Genomic DNA, 19,767 nt, shown 5'->3' with positions numbered 1-19,767 from the left:
TGTTTTTAATTGACTATAGTCATCTTGGTGCGATTATCAAACTCTTCACGGTTTAATAGCGAAAGTAAAAAAGCTGGGTCAAATTCCTCATTTGTACTTGTTTCTTTGTTATCGAGTACCTGTAAGGCCAGTTCTCTTTTGGCGTGATGTAATTCAATGATATATTCTTCAATCGTATCTTTTGCAATTAAACGATAAACTGTTACAGTTTGTGTTTGTCCAATCCTATAGGCTCTATCACTTGCCTGATCTTCAACGGCAGGATTCCACCAAGGATCTAAATGTATAACAGTATCAGCCTCAGTTAGATTTAAGCCTGTCCCTCCTGCTTTGAGACTAATCAAAAAAACATCTGCTTTGTCGTCTTTGAAGGCTTTAATTTGTTCTTCTCTATGCTTTAAAGGGGTTTGACCATCTAGATAACTAAAATTAATTGATGAATCAGCAAGTAATCTATCTAGATGATGTAATAAGCCTACAAATTGGCTAAATACTAATATTTTGTGCCCCCCCGCTAACGCATCTTTTATGATCTCAAGGGCTTTTAACAGTTTACTGCTAGGCTCAGTAATATTATCAAAAACTAAGCTTGCATCACTACATATTTGCCGTAATCGGGTGATCCCTGCCAATATTTCAATCGGCATGTGCCTTTTTTTATTCAATATATCCAAGCGAACCGCTTCATAAGCAGCTCTTTCTGCTGAAGATAATTCAATATCATGGTTGATCTCTATTTTTTCAGGTAATTCTTCTAATACTTCTTTTTTAAGGCGTCTTAATATAAAGGGGGTGACTAAAAAACGAAGCTCAGTAATAGGGTCTTCCTCTTTATTAACTCTTGTAAAATGCTCTCTGAATTCACCTAAGGATCCGAGTAGAGAAGGATTTAAGAAATGAAATAAACTCCAAATATCTAATAAATTATTTTCAACAGGAGTGCCAGATAGTGCCAGTTTTCCATTACTAGGTAAAGATAAAAGAGCCTTAGTACGTTGGCTAGAGGGATTTTTTATTTGTTGAGCCTCATCGATGACTATCATCTGCCAATTTATAGTTTGTAAACTTGTTTGAAAGAGGGCTAATTGACTATACCCAATAATCAGTAGGCGATTGGGCTTTGAATACAACCCTTGAAGAAGAGCGTCTTTGTCATCAGCCATTTCAAAAATTGTGACTTCTATCGTAGGAGTAAATTTTAGGGTTTCATTTTTCCAATTATATAAAACAGATTTAGGGCAAACCACCAATGAGGGGCCTTTGTTAGAAAAATGCTCAATCACCTTCAATGCCTGTAGCGTCTTACCTAATCCCATATCATCTGCAAGACAAGCACCAAATCCATGATGAATGAGGTTTATTGCCCATTTAACCCCTTCTTTTTGGTAAGGTCTCAACATACTGAGTTTTTCATTATCGATTAATAAAGGTTCTTGCCATTGAGACATTTTATTTTGCCAATCGGTATTATCAATAGCTTTAATCACATCATCTAGTTGTCCACTGATAGGTGAAAAATCCTGCCTTACTTCCCCATTTTCATTCACAAGGTGAGACAATACGGCAAGCTGGTGCTTTAGTGATTGAGTAAACTGTAAACGACTTTCCCCCTCACCAAGAGCTATATAGCCTAGCCTTCTCGCTTGCAACATCTGCTGCAAAGTGATGATTTCTTCCCCATCAATAACAAATTCAGCATCTAATTTTAATACGCTTCCCACCGATTTAAACTCAAAAGCTAAGTCTTTAATATCGACTTTAATTATACGGTGCTGATCTTTCAACCAGTGCAGTTTAATATTTGATACTGATTCGAGTCGTCTTACCGTCGTTTCTGCATCAAGGAGTGGAATTATATACTCTTGATTTTCATTAAAATTTTTTATTTCAAGTATGTTTAGCAAATCTTCTACGATAGATTTCTCTTGCTCAATATCTCTTTTGACCCAACGATCTTGCCCCATATAGTACCATTTATCTCCAAAAGCACTCGGTACTTGAAGTGAGTTATCTTCAGTCTGGTGAGTGATGGCAAGAATTAAAACCTCTTTTTCAAATTTTAGCCAAACATGGGCAAAAGGTTCAAAAGTAACAATCTCTATATTAGATGTATCGTTAATATAATTATACCAACTGATGCGATTATTGATTTTTTCTATTAAAGATTCAGTAACTTTTGCTGAGATGATAGGGACTTTCTTCAGCATGTTTAAAAAACGGGAGGTTTCATGGCTGTGCGATTCAAATAGATAAACATTATCTGTATGCTTTCTTAATAATTTTTGTTCATCAACATATGCTGAACTTTTTTCATCAGGGTATTTTTCAATATGTACTTTATCTGTTTCAAAAGGTTCAAAGGTTAATAATATAGGATGTAATGTAAGGGTGATAGGATAGCCTTCATCACTAAAAAGATTATGTGCTGAGTGTAAAAGGGCGAGTAAAGTCGAGTTAAGCCTAAATGTTTCTTTTTCATGGGCAAATGTTTGAATTAAGTAATTCGCGATGGTTTTGTCATGATCGCTTATAATATGCCCGTAATTCTTATGAAGGGTGTGGATGTTGACTTTTCTTCCTAACGTCCAATCACGGTGAGTTTGTTTTTGGATTTTACCGCATAAATCGAATTTTTCAGTAAATGCCCAAATAAAGCGGATTGTAGTTAAATTCTCACTCTCTAGCATTGTATCTATTCCAATCAATTGGCTAATAACTATTTTAATAAATTGTAAACGAGCTAGTCTAATTTAAATCGAGTAATTTTTAAAGGCTTGAATCCATAAAAAATAGAAAAAGAATGAAAATGTGATTTAAGTTAATTTTTCGTGAGCAAATTATAAAAATGTTAAGAAAAAATAAGTAAGGAATGAAATAAATTGTCGGTAATTTTCTTTGCGAGAATAAGTTTTTAACGTTTTAAATGTGAAATTTTCTGCAAACATGTTCTTTTTACGTTATTATAGAAGGATTATTTCGCTAATGAATACCCCTTCAACAAGGGAATTTTTTATAAAATGAATCAGTAAACTATGAAACAAGCTTTTTTTTATCTTTTAACTGAGATAGAACCTAATTTCGATGCTTCTCAAGACCTTTGGCAGCAAAATAAACAAGTTAAACTCACGCAAAGAGAACAGCTAGCGTGCTGGTTGGCTGTTCGTTATTTTCAAACGCGTAAAAAAGTGTTGATTTTTTGCGAAAATGAGATGCATGCTGAGCGAATAGATGAAGCTTTGTGGGCTTATCAACCAGAACGATTTATTGCTCATGATCTGGTTTCAAAGAGCAAAAATCACACGACATTAATTCAAATCGGTTGGCCAGGGCATAGGAGTTTAGATAGTAGAGATATTCTTATTTATCTGGCCGATGAATTTTCTGATGTCACAACATTTTTTAATTCTGTGATTGATTTTGTCCCTGCCATTGAACAAGAAAAAGAAGTGGCCAGGATTAGGTATAAGCAATTTCGTGAAATGGGATTTCATTTAAAAACTGGGCCTTTGCCTGAAAAATTTTTGGCGAATACTCAGGATTAGCTTCAAGAACTTTCCCTCAAAGGTGACAGTAGGAGTCTCATAACATGGCTCTTTATAAAGAGTTCAGATGAAGAATTTACTGTACAATGATTTGATTAATATGGACTGAAGGAACATTTCCCTCTTTTTTAACTACATGATAGATAATGAGATTTAACAATGGATAAAACATATAGCCCTAAAGATATAGAACAATCACTTTATGATAATTGGGAAAAAGCAGGTTATTTTAAACCTAATGGCGATAGCTCTAAAGAGAGCTATTGTATTATGATCCCACCTCCAAATGTCACGGGAAGTTTACATATGGGGCATGCGTTCCAGCAAACCATTATGGATATTTTGACTCGATATCAAAGAATGCAAGGAAAAAATACCTTGTGGCAAGTAGGTACCGATCATGCTGGAATTGCAACACAGATGGTGGTGGAAAGGAAAATCGCTGCAGAAGAGTCTAAAACACGTCATGACTATGGACGTGAAGCATTTATTCAAAAAATCTGGGAGTGGAAAGCCGAATCAGGTGGTACCATCACAGAACAAATGCGTAGAATGGGTAATTCAGTTGATTGGACTCGTGAACGATTCACCATGGATGATGGTCTTTCAAATGCGGTTAAAGAAGTATTTGTTCGTTTACATGAAGAGGGTTTAATCTATCGTGGTAAAAGACTTGTAAACTGGGATCCTAAACTCAGGACAGCTATTTCAGACTTAGAAGTTGAAAATAGGGAGTCTAAAGGTTCACTATGGCATATACGTTATCCATTAGCCGATAGCGCTAAAACATTAGATGGTCTCGATTATATTGTTGTTGCCACAACTAGACCAGAAACCTTTATTGGTGATACTGGTGTTGCTGTTAATCCAGAAGATCCTAGATACCAACACTTAATTGGTAAGCACGTAATCCTTCCTTTTATTGACAGAAAAATTCCTATTGTAGCTGATGAGCATGCGGATATGACAAAAGGTACGGGTTGCGTGAAAATTACGCCTGCGCATGATTTTAATGACTATGAAGTAGGTAAGCGTCATCAATTGCCGATGATAAATATGCTTAGCTTAGATGGAAATGTGCGAGAAACGGCAGAAGTATTTGACACCCATGGTCAACCAAGCATCGCTTATCCTAATACGATTCCAGAGGCTTTTAAAGGTATGGAACGTTTCGCTGCACGTAAAGCTATCGTTGCAGCTTTTGATGAGGCGGGGCTTTTAGAAGAAATCAAACCTCATGATCTTGTCATTCCTTACGGTGATAGAGGTGGCGTGGTTATTGAGCCTATGCTTACCGATCAGTGGTATGTTAAAACAGCACCTCTTGCTAAAGCAGCTGTTGAAGCGGTGGAAAATGGTGACATAAATTTTGTGCCTAAACAATACGAAAATATGTACTTCGCATGGATGCGTGATGTGCAAGATTGGTGTATTTCCAGACAACTCTGGTGGGGACATAGAATTCCCGCTTGGTATGATGATGCCGGAAATGTTTATGTGGGTAGAACCGAAGAAGAAGTTAGAACGAAGCATGGATTGAATCAAGAAATAGCTTTGAGACAAGATGAAGATGTGTTGGATACTTGGTTCTCTTCTGCACTTTGGACTTTCTCAACCCTAGGCTGGCCTGAAAATACGGATGCTTTAAAACAGTTCCATCCTACAAGTGTTTTAGTCAGTGGGTTTGATATCATTTTCTTTTGGATTGCTAGAATGATCATGATGACACTCCATTTTGTTAAAGACGATCAAGGTAAGCCACAAGTTCCCTTCAAAACTGTTTATATTCATGGATTAATTCGTGATGAAGAAGGACAAAAAATGTCTAAATCTAAAGGGAACGTTATAGATCCTTTAGATATGATAGATGGCATTTCACTTGAGGAATTACTAGAAAAAAGAACTGGCAATATGATGCAACCGCAATTAGCGGAAAAAATTGCAAAACGCACACAAAAGCAATTTCCAGAAGGGATTGAGCCACATGGAACGGATGCTTTACGGTTCACTCTGGCCGCTTTAGCCTCCACTGGACGCGATATCAATTGGGATATGAAACGTTTACAAGGCTATAGAAACTTTTGTAACAAACTTTGGAATGCGAGCCGCTTTGTTATCATGAATGCTGAAGGTCAATCTTGTGGTGAAGGGTTAACAGAAAATGAAATCAAGTTGCTTCCTTATTCGCTTGCTGACAGATGGATTCAAAGCGAATTTAATCAAACAGTTAAAATCGTTAAAGAAGCATTTGATACTTACCGTTTTGATATGGCAGCTAATCAGATTTATGAGTTTACGTGGAATCAGTTGTGTGACTGGTATCTTGAATTGACTAAGCCTGTATTTAACCAAGGTACTGAAGTAGAACAACTTGCTACGCGTTTTACCCTCATCGATGTGTTAGAAAAATTATTGCGTCTCGCCCATCCAGTGATTCCTTTTATGACAGAAACTATATGGCAAAGAGTCAAGCCACTTAAAGGGATTGATTTACCTACTTTAATGCTAGCCCCTTATCCTACATATGTTCAAACCGCTCATGATGAATTAGCGATGAGTGATATTGAATGGATTAAAGAGGCGATTATTGCCATTCGTAATATCCGCGCAGAGAAAAACATTAAACCTAGCTTAGGGCTTGAAGTATTGGTCAGGACACAAGATAGCGATGTTGAACGCCGTATCGCTGATAATCTGACGTTCATTATTAAACTGGCCAATTTAACGGACATCAGGGTTCTTGCGTCAAATGAAACAACGCCTATGTCAGTAACTAAATTGGTTGGACGCAGTGAACTTTTTGTCCCTATGGCTGATTTTATCGATAAAACAGTTGAAATTGCGCGCCTAGATAAAGAGATTGCTAAATTAGAGAGTGAAAAAACTACTATTGCTCAAAAACTAGATAATCCTGGTTTTGTTGATAGAGCTCCTGCTGCAGTTGTTCAAAAAGAGAGAGAGCGTTTAGCTGAGATAGAAGAGAATATTGTAAAACTCGAGCAACAAAAGGACATTATCAGCGCGTTATAATGTCATTTTTAGCGATTGATACAAGTAATTTATGTGAGCACCAAAAGTATGGCTAAGGGAACTAAAAGGGCATTTGTTTGTAACGATTGTGGAGCTGATTATCCAAGATGGCAAGGACAGTGTACTGCCTGCCATGCATGGAATACCATCACAGAAGTCAGACTAGCCTCGCGTACAGCTGTTAGCAACCATCGAACTGGATATGCTGGACTTGATGGTGCTAGTAAAGTTCAAAAGCTCAGTGAAATTTCTCTGGAAGCGTTGCCTCGATTTTCTACTGGGTTTAATGAATTTGACCGAGTACTTGGTGGGGGAGTTGTACCTGGAAGCGCTATATTAATTGGTGGAAACCCTGGTGCAGGCAAAAGTACTTTATTGCTACAGACTTTAGTTAAACTCGCCACTCGCATGAAAACTCTTTATGTTACTGGAGAGGAATCTCTTCAACAGGTAGCAATGCGAGCAAATAGACTCCATTTACCTGCAGATAATCTATTCATGTTGTCAGAGACAAGTATAGAGCAGATTTGCCTGCATGCAGAAGCTGAAAACCCTTCTTTAATGGTTATAGATTCTATCCAAGTGATGCACATGGCCGATATTCAATCCTCGCCTGGTAGCGTCTCTCAAGTACGCGAAACAGCCGCTTATCTTACTCGTTTTGCTAAAACTAGAGGCGTTGCTATTATTATGGTTGGACATGTTACTAAAGATGGTTCTCTTGCCGGCCCCAAAGTATTAGAACACTGCATTGACTGCTCTATTTTATTAGATGGTGACGGTGATTCCCGATTTAGAACGCTTCGAAGCCATAAGAATCGTTTTGGCGCTGTAAATGAACTAGGCGTTTTTGCCATGACAGAGCAGGGGCTTAGAGAAGTCAGTAATCCTTCCGCGATTTTTCTAAGTCGTGGAGAGGAACTGACTTCAGGAAGTTCTGTTATGGTGGTCTGGGAAGGTACAAGGCCTTTACTTGTAGAAATACAAGCGTTGGTAGATCATTCGTTGATGGGTAACCCTAGACGTGTAGCGGTTGGATTGGAGCAAAATCGACTGGCTATTTTATTGGCTGTGTTACATCGGCATGGCGGATTGTTAATGGGCGATCAAGATGTATTTGTCAACGTAGTCGGTGGTGTCAAAGTGACTGAAACCAGTGCTGATTTAGCACTTTTGATGTCTTTAGTCTCTAGTTTTAGGAATAAACCACTTCCACGTGATGTGGTGGTATTCGGAGAAGTTGGACTTGCAGGTGAAATTCGCCCTGTACCTAGTGGCCAAGAACGGATCGTTGAAGCGGCTAAGCATGGTTTTAAAAGAGCAATAGTTCCTTATGGCAATTTGCCTAAAAAACCACCTAGTGATATGCAAGTGTTTGGTGTCAAAAAATTATCTGATGCGTTAACAATCTTTCACGATCTATAAGTTTTTAGCAAAATCCCGTAAACTCCGCCCAATCTAGCTATAATTTTAGTGACTGATAAGTTTCAATAAATTTATTTTGCTTTTCTCCATCTAATTTATGAGGTGAACCTTTAGGTTTTTTATAACTAAATACGTGACCAATGAGCCATTTATACATTCCTTAAAACAGTAAAAAAACTTGATAGGTTGTAGCGATATAACCAACTATCATCTGATAGTTATGCTGATATAAATGTTGAGTTAAATGAGTCAACAGTTCTTATGTTTGTGCTGCATTTAAATAACTTTCAGCGCCATCATTTTCAGGTGTTTTCAAGGTAGTCCTTACTATGTCTTAGCACTGTCGTTTCATGAATTAATTGAGATTCTGTGATTAATGTTGCTGACCAACTGTCATCGGCCAACAATACATCATAAATGCTATCACATATGCGTTGATCGTCAGTCATTTTATATTGAGTTTTTAAATTTGCTCTTTGTTCTGCTGTTAATTTAATTTTCAAATTAAATAGTCTGAACTCTTGATCTTTCAATGCCTGGCATAATCTCCGAGCACGGGTATAGTAAAATTAGCTCTATTTAAGCTAAGTATAAATGCGCTAAGGGGGGAATAAATTGATTGAACATGCACCACTTCACATGCTTGATTTGAAATTAAGCTATCCTTTTATTTAGCGAGGCACATGATCTATAATTGTGCCCCGTTAAATCATATCACGACTATTTAGCCTACATATTTTTCAATTTTATCTTTAGCGCCAGCGATTGCTGATTGCATCATTTCATCACCGTAAGCGATTCCTTCAGCACTGATGATAGTTACTTTTTTCACACCAATAAAAGGTAAAATCTGATTGAAAAATTGATCAATAACCGCATTTTCACCATAAATACCACCTGTTGCTTTTAAGACTAAAGCTTCATTAATGGCTAAAAGGCCTTCAGGTCCTTTTTCTGTATATTTAAAGGTTTCTCCAGCACGGCAAACTAAGTCAAAGTAGTTTTTAAGTTGGCTTGAAATATTGTAGTTGTAGAGCGGTGTACCTATGACTAGGGTATCGTGCGCTTTAAGTTCAGCAATAAGGCTATCTGATAAAGCTAACGCTTCTTTTTGACGAGAACTTAATTCAATACCATCAGTAGGACGTAAAATAGAGACTAATTCACTATCAAGTGTAGGTAATTTACTCTCATTTAAATCGCGTAAAGTGATTTTATCATTCGGATGATTTGCTTCCCAATTCTTGATAGCAAAGTCAACTAATGCATTTGATTGAGAATAATCGCCTAGGATGCTTGATTTTAAAAAAAGAACTTTACGCATATTTAACTCCCATGTTTTAGTTATTATTTATATAATATGATTGTTTAATTACGCAGCTATTTTAGCAATTAGGGAAAATAAATCTATTCAGTTAATTCGCTTAATACATTCATATTTTTTAAATGAGTTTGATTAGGAGGCTAAATACAATTAGAGAGAAAACGCCTACAACCCACTATTTATGACTGTTCACGTTTAAGGGTATTATAAGGCAGAAGAAAACCAAATCAATTTTATTGAATTTAAAAGCCACAATTCCAGTGGCTTTTAAATATTTACGCAGCATGCAGTTGAAGGTAAAAATACATTATGCCCATATGAGTAATGTGTAGTGTTTTTTCCCACGTCTTAAGAGCCCATAGCGATTATAGCGCTTATCACTATCGACAAATAGGTAGTCGGTTTGAGTTATTTTTTCGCCATTGAGAGTGATGGCATTAGAAGAAATTAATGTTCTAGCCTGCCCTCTAGACGGTGAGAATCCAGCATGAACTATTGCTTGTTGTAAATCATCTTCTGCTAAAAGTGTAATTTTAGGCATACCATCTTGCGCTAATTGTTCAAAATCTTCTTCGGTCAGTGCATTTAAATCACCAGAGAACAAGCTCTGAGTAATTCTTTTTGCCGCAGATAAGCCAGCTTCTCCATGGACTAACCGAGTCACATTTTCAGCAAGGATATATTGTGCTTGTGGTGCTTTGCCACTCGTTTTGTCATCGTTTTCAATCGTATCAATTTCTTCAAGTGATAGAAAAGTGAAAAATTTTAAGAAACGGTAGACATCAGCATCTGCAGTATTTATCCAAAACTGATAAAATGAATAAGGACTCGTTTTAGTAGGATCTAGCCAAATTGCTCCACTTTCGGTTTTACCAAATTTAGTACCATCGGATTTAGTAATAAGCGGGACGGTTAATCCGAAGACTTGTTTTTGGTGTAAGCGACGCGTTAAATCAATGCCTGAGGTAATATTCCCCCACTGATCTGAACCACCAATTTGCAAGGTGACGTTATGCGCGGCGCATAGATTTGCAAAATCATAGGATTGTAGGAGATTATAAGAAAATTCTGTAAATGAAATACCACTGTCATCGCGGTTAAGTCTTTGCTTGACAGCTTCTTTGTTGATCATTTGATTAACAGAGAAATGTTTACCAATGTCGCGCAGGAAACTTAACACGTCCATTTGCCCAAACCAGTCATGATTATTAGAGACTATTGCACTATTGCTTCCACAATCAAAGCTTAAGAATGGAGAAACTTGAGTTTTGATTTTTTCACTCCACTCTTTCACTGTATCTGAAGTATTAAGCTTTCTCTCAGCTGCTTTAAAGCTTGGATCACCAATCATGCCTGTAGCACCACCTACTAATGCCACGGGTTTATGCCCCGCATCTTGAAAGCGCTTTAAGCATAATAATGGCACTAAGTGACCTAAATGAAGGCTATCAGCCGTAGGATCAAAGCCGCAATAAAGTGATATAGAGCCTTGATTAAGTTGTTCTTCGAGAGCTTTTTCATCAGTGATTTGAGCTATCAACCCTCTTGATTTTAATTGTTCTATGAGAGACTGCTTTGACATAATACATTCCTTAATATTGATATAATGATTCGTTATGATTTTTAGTGGTAGAAGTATTTTACATCTAATTTTTACTAAATCATTTATCTACAAAAAACAAAAAGGCCGCATACAGATGCATGCAAGCCTTTAGATTAAATTCTACTGCTGAGATCACTCAGCAAAATTCACAATAATTATTTGGCTTTACCTTGGTTTGCAACTGCGGCTGCTTTAGCAGCGATTTCATCAGCATTACCAAGATAATAACTCTTAACAACATTCATATTGCTATCAAACTCATACACTAATGGTGCAGCTGTAGGAATATTAAGTTCTAGAATTTTTTCCTCGCTCATATTATCTAAATGTTTAATTAATGCACGAAGGGAATTACCATGCGCAGCAATGACAACACGTTCACCTTTAGCGATACGGGGTTTGATGTTCTCATTCCAATAAGGTACTACTCTGTCAATAGTTAATGCTAAGCTTTCTGTCAGAGGAATTTGTGATTCGTTAAGGCCTGCATAGCGAGGATCGTTTCCTGCGTAACGTTCATCTTCTTTTGTTAATGCAGGAGGAGTGATAGCATAACCACGACGCCATTGTAATACTTGGTCGTCACCATATTTAGCTGCCGTTTCTGCTTTATCTAAGCCTTGTAATGCACCGTAATGACGCTCATTGAGTTCCCACGCCTTTTCAACAGGTAACCATGCTTGATCGACACCATCTAAGACTTTCCAAAGAGTATGAATAGCGCGTTTTAAAACAGAGGTATAAGCAAAATCGAATTGAAAACCTTCTTTAGCTAATAATTCACCTGCTGCACGAGCTTCTTCCATACCTTTTGGCGACAGATCTACATCAGTCCAACCAGTGAAACGGTTTTCGCTGTTCCATAAACTTTCACCATGACGAATAAGTACTAATTTTGTGATTGACATAAGCAGGCTCCTAAATAAAGTAAAAATAAAAAAACTCGTTCGTTATCATAACATGATAAACCACTCAGCAAAATAATTTCTTCCGTGGATATTATAGCCTATCCATTAACAGGATAAAACATCTAACATACCATATTCGCATGAAGAGAAAGACAAATACTAACATATTGACAAAAAGAGATACACTTCGATAAATTGACAGCTAATTCTTGACTGAGTAAACTTTTTTGGCTCTTCGTCACTTTAGATGGAGTGTTGCTTTTTCAACTACCCTATAAAATACCATATTGCCTGCGGAACTTGTCAAGATAGTTGTTAGTTGTTTATAATTTTTAGGGTATTAAGCGTTTTAATTGCAAGTTCACTGTAGAGTGAAGAGACACCATAATCAAATACGGCATCTAAGGTTCTGCCAAGAACATCATCGTTCAGATGCTCACTATAGATCCCAGGCGCAATCAGTAAATCAATAGGTTTATCAGAAAAGTATTCGGGGACTAAATAGAGTGCTTGAGAATGAAATCCTAGGACATTAAGCAACATCGCTGCAACTGCTTGACCATGACTGACATGACATGGCTTAGTTTTAGGGATGACACGATCAATGTAGTCAATCAACCCAACCTGTTTAATAAAACCAGCAACCAATCCAAGATGCCCATAATCATATACGTCAACATTATCGAAGTTCATAATCACCATCCAAAAAGTCATAATTGATCATTTTTTGCTAATAATGTCAATGATTTAATGTTGAAATGTGATAAATATCACAAAAAAACACGTCAATTAATTAATTTTTGAACAGCGGAATGTCAGATAGAAAGTGAAACAATCAAATCTCTGATGTGGGGCATGCGAAAAGACAAAGCACAATGGAACGACGAGACGACTCAGGCTATGGATGCATTGAAAAAGTCAAAGTTGAAAAGTGCCAAAGCGTGGCAAATGAAGGAAACATTCCGAGCAATTTGTGCAGATGCCCACAAAACAAATGACAAAGAATCCATAGAAAAGAAATTAAATTCATGGATTAGTTGGGCCGAAGATGTCGATTAGCGCCATTTAAAGATGTAGCAAAAACATTGAATAAGCATTTTGATGGCATAGTGCGTGGTCTAATGGATAATCGTAGTAATGCATATGTAGAAGCGATGAATGGCTTATTGCAACAAGCTAAGAGAGCAGCGAAAGGTTATCGAAATATAAATACATTCATTACAATTGCATATTTACGCATGGGTAAATTAGATCATTTGCCTCAAAACCCTATGTATAAACCTCAGAAATCCACATAAGATGACGAGGAGCCGCTATTATAATAGAGTTACTTTTGAATAATAGCCACTATCCCAAACTTACAGATATCATCATAATTCATCTAAACTGATTAGATAAGTGTTGCTAATCAATATTCTAACAATAGTTTACTAAGATTTATCTTTAAGTATATAAGAAGTTGACTAATCAATGCAATAAAACATGGTCTTCAATTAAGTTATTTTAGTAACACTCACAATAGTCTCATTCGGCACTCAACCCAATTAATATACACTAAGTTCTTAATCAATTGCAGTATAAATCAATTGAAAAATTTCAAATTTATTCATTGTTGTTGCCAACAGGTTGCTCTAGACTATAATTTTGAATGATCTGATCAGCAACAATTGAAGGACTCCCATCAGCACGGACAATTTCACCGCTGGCGATCACTTTCTTATTGATGTCAACTTGATTTTCATCCGTGACAGTCTTTGGTAGTAGTAATTGTAAGTCTTTAGAAATATAATACTTTTTACCCGAATAACTTAACAGACATAGCGACCAGAATTGAGGATCGGTATGAATAAATGTCACTACATATGGTGTATTATCCCTATCAACATCATCAGAATCATAACTTTTGGTGAAAAGCGTTCCAGTCACCGAAATAGTTTCTCCTTCATTAATACATCCAGCCATAACAGGAATACTTAAAAATAACGTGATGAATAGTATAAATATTTTCTTCATATTAAACCAATCTGATAATAATGCTATTAAGTCACAATCCACTCAATATTTATCATAATAAAAAACACAAGGGATCACATAATAATGCTAATACAACTAATTTTTTAGATGTATTTTCCATTTTAACTAAAGTTGACTATTAATTAGAATTACTTTAATAATCATCTTCGTTAACAAAATACTTCAGTTCAGTATTTATTTCAATCCCCCGTATAAAACCTGTCTATTATTCATATCATTTAAATAAGATCTAAAATATTGATATTAAATTGACTTTCTTTCCTTTAATCGGTTTATTTATTATAATTAATGCAATTTCAACTCATTAAAAAGGTAAACGCTATGTTTGAAGATTCTAATGCTTGGGCAAATCGATTATTTGATGGTATCGAGGTTTCTGATAGTAGGTTAAAAAATAGATTAATCAAAACCGTGTAACTTATGTCAAATAATCCTGCCATACCTATTAATCGTACAGACTGTGGTGGAGCAAAAATAGAGGGCGCATACAGACTAATACGTAATCCTCGTATCTCAGCTGAAGTAATAGCGAAAGCTGGCTACAAAAATACAGCTAAACTTGTTGATGATTATGATGTTTTACTTGCCCTTGAAGACACTACCACGCTCTCTTCCAATCACTCCAATGTGTTTGATGAAATGGTAAATACAGCCTCAAAAAAATGAAACATGCTAAGGGAATTCTAATCCATTCAGTATTATTACATGACCCTAATTCAGGTGTTCCTGTAGGCCTTGTGTATCAAAATAGATGGCAAAGAGGAGCAATAAAAGCAGAATCAGAACAAGATGCAGAAACGGAGTACACTCGTAAACACACGGTCAACACACATTGAAAATCATTGTAATTTGATTTGTTTTGAAAATGAGTGAGTTAGATAGATCTAATATCAGCCATTGCGCAATGGAAGTAATTCATCCAAACGACTATTCATCCACGTAGGTAATTTCTTTAAACTATCAAATAACCATTTTGCAGGATCTAAACTATTTATTTTAGCCGTTGCCAGTAAACTCATGATCCCTGTCATCGCTTCACCTGCCTTCAGTGAACCAAAAAACGTAATTATTCAGGTGTCGGCATTTTATCAATGACATCCTGAATAAATTTGGGGTATGTATTATGCATGAATAAAGACTCCAATGCGTCAAAAACTGTAATACCATGTTTTTGGCACGTAGAGATATAACTGCGTATGCGACAAAACATCTCAGCACCTTTCATTGAACGAAAACATCCAGAGATTTTCTGATGAACTGTTGTCATCCTGATATCCCGCTCACCTTGATTATTGGTAAAAGGTATAAACGCCTCTGTCATAAACCGTAAGACATCTTCAGGGTGCTTGATTAACCGCTCCAACAAATTTCGCGCTTTACTCCGTTTTACAACCCCTTTTTTAGGTTTCGCATGCTTTTCTAGCGAGACCGTAGGGGGTGGAGGGCATTCAATTTCGGCTTGCTTGAGGAGTGTTTGGTATTGTTGATACACTTCTGCTTGACGTTCACTTGATAACATACCACCATTTGCTATAATTTCTGTATTAAGCCCCGTTAAAAATTGGTGCATTTTTTGTGCCCATGATTGCTCATCTTGTTCATAAGCACGGAGTAATTCCCTTAAATGATGGGCGTTGCACAGCGAATGCTCTGCCTGCATATATTTAAAATAGGCACGCCAATAGTCATGGCTTATTACCCCTCCAAAATGTGGCAAGGTGTTGATTTCATCCATGGCTTTATTCCCCTCGTTTTTCATGGGGGATCATCAGTGTCCAGAGTTCATTTGAAGCATTGTGCAGCCAAATTCTTTTACCACTGACATTGATACCTGTTTCATCTGCATGAATCAGTTCAAAGTGTATTAATGCGTGCTTAGCTGCTTGTTCAAATCTGTCTAAACGTTTAAATGCCAATTCTAGAAAGTTATACAAGGTACCCTTGCTGATATCAACATTGTAGAGCTCATGAAAATGTTGTTGTAATCTGTCATAAGGTATCAGTTGAAAGATAGCCATGTAGACTGGATTTAATTTAATAGATGAGCCGTATTGTGCTTTATGAGTGACACCTTCTGGAAAAGAAGCTGTGAATAATTTTCCTTGAGTATTAGCCACCACTTGAGCTTGGTACTCTCTGACTATTTTAGTGATCACAACTTCAGTGGTTTGCCTACGTTCCAGGCCTATGTCATGGTAGTCATCAGGCGGTAATGTTGACGTATCAACGGGTATTTTTATGATTTCATCGGGGTTATCCACTAACTCAAGCGTGACGCCCTGATGTCCTGATTGACCGCCCTGTTTCTTTTTCGGGGAGCCATCCTTAGTCACTTTACTATCAGGTTTAATATTCTTGGTCTTTCTTTTATCTTGAGAGGGTGGAATACTGCTGTTGAGACAATTGAGACCGACTTGATTCAATAAATCAACTGTTAATTCGATGAAGGTATTAATGATATCAATTGCAGCTTTGAAATCACCATTATAAGACGATACAAATTCTCGAGCCGAGCCGACGAATTGATGAGTGTTGATCGCTTTTTTCGTCAACGTTTTGGTTAAGATTGAGTTTGTATTCATAGTGCATCGTATACACCATGTTTTTTTTGGCAAAAAAAGTGCTTTAAATGCGATTTAGCGAACTTTAAATTTTCTCCTCTCAGAGGGGGATGTGGAATAACAGATTAAGGGCTTAATGAGCTTTGGAGGATCGTTAAATGTGCAAATATTGAGACTCTAAAATAAGCAAGGAAAAACAAAAAAAACACTAAAAACCCCGTCAAGAACATTTACAAATCTAGTTTTAACGGGGATACCTGAATGGTTACCAAAAAAACAACCAGTTTTTTCGACCTATTGCAATCGGTCGAATGGTATGTATATAATTACTATCAATAGGGATTTCGCCCGCTGTTAAATAAACTTAAATAGGTAGCCGCCTAACTTGTGCATCAAGCAATACTTTGTAAAATGCTGTATTGAGTAAATCCATTTTCAAGCCGATAATAGAACAACAATGAATACCACAAAAATAGTCACTGCATCGTTACGCCTTAAATCCCTGTCCTGAAGCACCAGGTTTTACGGGAAAGTAGAAAAAGTAACAATTTATGATATGTATCAAAACGTAGATCTTAATAATCATATAATGTCTTATCAAAGCTCTCCATAGAAGACTGCATCTAATTAGTCCTTTTAGTTTGTAAATATAACCTGGCTATTTGTTATACAACACCCCAACATCTCAAATTATTGCCATTTAATTCATTAGAGGTATTATATGTCGACACTTAGCGCATTTCAAAAATTCTGTTTAGATACCGTCATGAATAAAAATTTATCTAGTGCACAAAAAGCCCGTCAACTATCACTGCTTGCTGAAAATAACTTACCCTATGTAAAACTGCCTAAGGAAGTGCAAGATGCATTATATGAAAGAGTAATATGTAATATGTATGAGGGGCATGCACCTTATAAACCGAGATATGTATTACCAGATTATGCAAAATTTTTAGCAAATGGCTCTAAATGGCTAGAATTAACACCCGCAACAAATTTTGATGACGCACTTAATATGCTCACCATTATTTATCATCATGTGCCCTCTGTCACTGCTATGCCTGTATTCTTGGGCACGTTGGATGAAATATTAATGCCTTATTTGGGTAATGCTAGATAGAACCATTCCAGATGCATTTATGCATGCCAATATAGGACCGAGTGATAATATCATTTGCCGCACTATTTTAAAAATTGATAGAGAACTTAAACAAGTCGCCCCTAATCTCACATTCTTTTATGATGCTAATATTACCCCAGATGATCTGCTCGCTATTGCAATTACTAATATTTGTGGCTCTTCGTCACTTCAGATATTCATGACAAAAGTAATCAAATTATCAGTTTGACCAAACTATGATAGGCAAAAATGAACGCAAGAGTAGCAGTAACTTCAACAGTTTTGATTTAAGTCATTTGTTGGTGTCTAAAAAGAGTAGGGCTGACAAAATACCCGCGGCAATCAAAGGTCCTACCGCGACGCCTTTAAATAAGGCTACGCCAAGCGCTGTACCTAAAAGTAATCCTGTAATTAATTGAGGTTGATAGGTCATTAAACTAACACCTCTACCACCAAGCCAGGATACCAAGGCCCCTACTGCGATAGCGGCGATTAATTTCCAATCAAAAAATGAAGTGAAAGCTTTGCTTGTATCTATTTTGCCTGTCACAATAGGTACTAATACAGCCACAGTTAAAATTGTGATGCCAATTTGCAGCCCATTTTTTTCAACTAAAGGTAATAGAGGTTTTAGCGGTGTATACCTAATGAGAAGCAAAATAACTATTGCATAGATAATAGGGTGATTTTGGGTAAATAGCCCGAGTATTAATAAAACAATGAGTAATATGAGATTCGCGTCAAGCCAGGGAAACATAAAACATTCCTTATTTAAATAACTGGTTTTCTATTTATAAAAGCTTATTACGATGCAATTAGAACAAACCGGTGTGAATTAACAATAACTATTCTGATTTACTTTATAAAGTGAATAGTAAAAAAGGAGATAAGAGATTTTCTGATTTTTTCCTTATATTATTTGAACTCCTGGCCAGAGCAAAGTAGCTAAAAATAGGCATGTCAATAGGATTGTTGTTTATGGGAAAAACTAAACTGACTTCATACTTTTAATGGCCTTGATTAAGGCATTTACTCCCTTCTCTAGTTTATTGCGTGAACATGCGACGTTCAATCGAATGAAATTTTCATACGGCTTACCATAGATTTTACCTGGCATAATGGCCACTCTATGGCTATGAATGAGAGTCTTTTGCAATAATTCACTCTCTAAATTCAAGGCTCTAAGATTTATCCAAGCAAGATAAGTTGATTCTGGGATATGCCAATTAAGTTCAGGAAAATCGCTGTTGAGTTTATCTTGCAGATATTCTAAATTGCCATAAAGATGTTTTTTTAAAGCATCTAACCAAACATCCCCATGATTGTAGGCACTTATATGTGAAAGAACAAAAAATATAGGAGGGGATGAAAGAGAATTAATTTGCTTTAATCGATAGTCGTACTCTTTTCTATCTTCTTTATTGGATATAAAACCATAAGCTCCTCCAAGGGCAGGAAAATTAAAACTTTTTGAGGCAGAGGTAAATATGGCGTAATCTTCTATGGCAACAAGTTGCCAGGGTATATGTCTATTAGAAGAAAAACACATATCCATATGGATTTCATCACTAATGATTTTTACACCATACTGTTGTGCTAAACGTGCTATTTTTCTAAGTTCTTCTAAAGTCCACACTTTACCAGTGGGATTATGTGGAGAGCATAAGATCAATATCGTTGCTTTAGGGTGCTTTAATTGTTGCTCTAATATATCAAAATCACATAACCATGTTCCCATCGGTTCTTGGTAGAGTGGGCAAGGGCTGTAATGTCTCTTATTGGCATTAATTATTTTTTCAAAGCCATCATAAGCAGGTGTGTGTAAAATGATATGGTCCTCTTCTTGAGACCACATTCTAATTAATTCACTCACGCCATAGATCACTGAAGGTGAATAGATTAATTCATCTGATTTTATGAGGGTATTGAAACGAGTATCATACCAATGACTAATTGCTTGATAAAAATCATTATGCTGCCATCTGCTGTACCCAAAAACCCCATGTTCAACACGCTCTTTTAAAGCCTCTAAAACGCAAGGGGCTGTTGAAAAATCCATATCAGAAATTGTAAAGGGCAGAAGATCTTTAACGCCAAATCGATCTTCTACAAAATCCCATTGTGTACAAAAAGAACCTTTACGATTAACTACTTTATTAAAATCAAACATACTAAACACCTGTTTTTATACTAAGCTTGCCTCGGCTATTAAAAGGCAAT

The 19,767-nt window shown here is 36.4% G+C and carries 18 protein-coding genes and 3 pseudogenes; 7 read left to right on the top strand and 14 right to left on the bottom strand.

Features of this window, described 5'->3' with window-relative positions; genetic code table 11:
* Positions 1 to 5: 5 nt before the first annotated feature.
* Positions 6 to 2,687, bottom strand: coding sequence for a DEAD/DEAH box helicase (locus ACFFIT_RS01900; protein WP_385875865.1), 2,682 nt, complete (start codon positions 2,685 to 2,687; stop codon positions 6 to 8).
* Between the two features lie 345 nt (positions 2,688 to 3,032).
* Between ACFFIT_RS01900 and ACFFIT_RS01895 the strand changes: the two genes are divergently transcribed.
* From ACFFIT_RS01895 to radA, 3 genes are all read left to right on the top strand, one after another.
* Complete coding sequence (locus ACFFIT_RS01895) at positions 3,033 to 3,542, top strand: DNA polymerase III subunit chi (RefSeq protein WP_385875863.1); 510 nt, start codon at positions 3,033 to 3,035, stop codon at positions 3,540 to 3,542.
* A 159-nt stretch (positions 3,543 to 3,701) separates the two neighbouring features.
* Positions 3,702 to 6,572 carry a valine--tRNA ligase gene (locus ACFFIT_RS01890; RefSeq protein WP_385875862.1) on the top strand — a complete coding sequence of 957 codons (2,871 nt, stop codon included), beginning with the start codon at positions 3,702 to 3,704 and terminating at the stop codon, positions 6,570 to 6,572.
* Positions 6,573 to 6,620: 48 nt separating this feature from the next.
* Positions 6,621 to 7,997 (top strand): DNA repair protein RadA, encoded by a 1,377-nt coding sequence (radA, locus tag ACFFIT_RS01885; protein ID WP_385875860.1) that lies wholly within the window; start codon positions 6,621 to 6,623, stop codon positions 7,995 to 7,997.
* A 37-nt stretch (positions 7,998 to 8,034) separates the two neighbouring features.
* Here radA and ACFFIT_RS01880 read toward each other — a convergent pair whose 3' ends face one another.
* The 6 genes from ACFFIT_RS01880 to ACFFIT_RS01855 form a co-directional block, all read right to left on the bottom strand.
* The gene (locus tag ACFFIT_RS01880; protein WP_385875858.1) at positions 8,035 to 8,154 is read right to left on the bottom strand and encodes a winged helix-turn-helix domain-containing protein; all 120 of its coding nucleotides are present in this window, start codon (positions 8,152 to 8,154) and stop codon (positions 8,035 to 8,037) included.
* 145 nt (positions 8,155 to 8,299) lie between these two features.
* The gene (locus ACFFIT_RS01875; RefSeq protein ID WP_385875856.1) at positions 8,300 to 8,500 is read right to left on the bottom strand and encodes a hypothetical protein; all 201 of its coding nucleotides are present in this window, start codon (positions 8,498 to 8,500) and stop codon (positions 8,300 to 8,302) included.
* A 221-nt stretch (positions 8,501 to 8,721) separates the two neighbouring features.
* Positions 8,722 to 9,321 (bottom strand): NAD(P)H-dependent oxidoreductase, encoded by a 600-nt coding sequence (locus ACFFIT_RS01870; RefSeq protein WP_385875854.1) that lies wholly within the window; start codon positions 9,319 to 9,321, stop codon positions 8,722 to 8,724.
* 307 nt (positions 9,322 to 9,628) lie between these two features.
* Positions 9,629 to 10,903, bottom strand: coding sequence for a tyrosine--tRNA ligase (gene tyrS, locus ACFFIT_RS01865; RefSeq protein ID WP_385875852.1), 1,275 nt, complete (start codon positions 10,901 to 10,903; stop codon positions 9,629 to 9,631).
* 176 nt (positions 10,904 to 11,079) lie between these two features.
* Positions 11,080 to 11,832: a 2,3-diphosphoglycerate-dependent phosphoglycerate mutase gene (gpmA, locus tag ACFFIT_RS01860; protein ID WP_385875851.1), complete on the bottom strand. Its 753-nt coding sequence runs from the start codon at positions 11,830 to 11,832 to the stop codon at positions 11,080 to 11,082.
* Between the two features lie 315 nt (positions 11,833 to 12,147).
* Positions 12,148 to 12,525, bottom strand: a complete 378-nt coding sequence (locus tag ACFFIT_RS01855) for a DUF4277 domain-containing protein (RefSeq protein ID WP_385875850.1) — start codon at positions 12,523 to 12,525, stop codon at positions 12,148 to 12,150.
* 126 nt (positions 12,526 to 12,651) lie between these two features.
* Between ACFFIT_RS01855 and ACFFIT_RS01850 the strand changes: the two are divergent.
* Positions 12,652 to 13,130 (top strand): annotated as a pseudogene (locus tag ACFFIT_RS01850) (transposase).
* A gap of 304 nt (positions 13,131 to 13,434) precedes the next feature.
* On the opposite strand, the gene ACFFIT_RS01845 reads toward ACFFIT_RS01850, so the two are convergent.
* Positions 13,435 to 13,845 carry a hypothetical protein gene (locus ACFFIT_RS01845; RefSeq protein ID WP_385875848.1) on the bottom strand — a complete coding sequence of 137 codons (411 nt, stop codon included), beginning with the start codon at positions 13,843 to 13,845 and terminating at the stop codon, positions 13,435 to 13,437.
* A 441-nt stretch (positions 13,846 to 14,286) separates the two neighbouring features.
* Between ACFFIT_RS01845 and ACFFIT_RS01840 the strand changes: the two genes are divergently transcribed.
* Together ACFFIT_RS01840 and ACFFIT_RS01835 are read left to right on the top strand one after the other, a co-directional pair.
* Positions 14,287 to 14,532, top strand: a complete 246-nt coding sequence (locus ACFFIT_RS01840; RefSeq protein WP_385875846.1) for a hypothetical protein — start codon at positions 14,287 to 14,289, stop codon at positions 14,530 to 14,532.
* Positions 14,529 to 14,702, top strand: a complete 174-nt coding sequence (locus ACFFIT_RS01835) for a hypothetical protein (protein WP_385875844.1) — start codon at positions 14,529 to 14,531, stop codon at positions 14,700 to 14,702. Before ACFFIT_RS01840 ends, ACFFIT_RS01835 begins: the two co-directional genes overlap by 4 nt.
* A 54-nt stretch (positions 14,703 to 14,756) precedes the next feature.
* Here ACFFIT_RS01835 and ACFFIT_RS01830 read toward each other — a convergent pair whose 3' ends face one another.
* The 4 genes and pseudogenes from ACFFIT_RS01830 to ACFFIT_RS01815 form a co-directional block, all read right to left on the bottom strand.
* A complete protein-coding gene (locus ACFFIT_RS01830) occupies positions 14,757 to 14,897 on the bottom strand; it encodes a transposase domain-containing protein (RefSeq protein ID WP_385875842.1) in 141 nt (46 codons plus the stop codon).
* 35 nt (positions 14,898 to 14,932) lie between these two features.
* Positions 14,933 to 15,625 (bottom strand): IS66 family transposase, encoded by a 693-nt coding sequence (locus ACFFIT_RS01825; RefSeq protein WP_385875840.1) that lies wholly within the window; start codon positions 15,623 to 15,625, stop codon positions 14,933 to 14,935.
* Complete coding sequence (locus ACFFIT_RS01820) at positions 15,606 to 16,448, bottom strand: IS66 family transposase (protein ID WP_385875838.1); 843 nt, start codon at positions 16,446 to 16,448, stop codon at positions 15,606 to 15,608. Before ACFFIT_RS01820 ends, ACFFIT_RS01825 begins: the two co-directional genes overlap by 20 nt.
* A gap of 244 nt (positions 16,449 to 16,692) precedes the next feature.
* Positions 16,693 to 16,779 (bottom strand): annotated as a pseudogene (locus tag ACFFIT_RS01815) (hypothetical protein); the annotation flags it as partial.
* A gap of 369 nt (positions 16,780 to 17,148) precedes the next feature.
* Between ACFFIT_RS01815 and ACFFIT_RS01810 the strand changes: the two are divergent.
* Positions 17,149 to 17,743 (top strand): annotated as a pseudogene (locus tag ACFFIT_RS01810) (glycyl radical enzyme domain-containing protein); the annotation flags it as partial.
* A gap of 96 nt (positions 17,744 to 17,839) precedes the next feature.
* On the opposite strand, the gene ACFFIT_RS01805 reads toward ACFFIT_RS01810, so the two are convergent.
* A complete protein-coding gene (locus tag ACFFIT_RS01805) occupies positions 17,840 to 18,304 on the bottom strand; it encodes a DUF441 domain-containing protein (RefSeq protein WP_385875836.1) in 465 nt (154 codons plus the stop codon).
* Positions 18,305 to 18,535: 231 nt separating this feature from the next.
* On the bottom strand, positions 18,536 to 19,717 hold the full coding sequence (locus tag ACFFIT_RS01800) for a MalY/PatB family protein (protein ID WP_385875835.1): 1,182 nt from the start codon (positions 19,715 to 19,717) through the stop codon (positions 18,536 to 18,538).
* Positions 19,718 to 19,767 lie beyond the last annotated feature (50 nt).

This window comes from Thorsellia kenyensis, from assembly GCF_042432445.1.
Lineage (GTDB): Bacteria > Pseudomonadota > Gammaproteobacteria > Enterobacterales > Thorselliaceae > Thorsellia > Thorsellia kenyensis.
The sequence above is the reverse complement of the archived record's forward strand: the minus strand, read 5'-3'. Positions and strand labels throughout refer to the sequence as shown.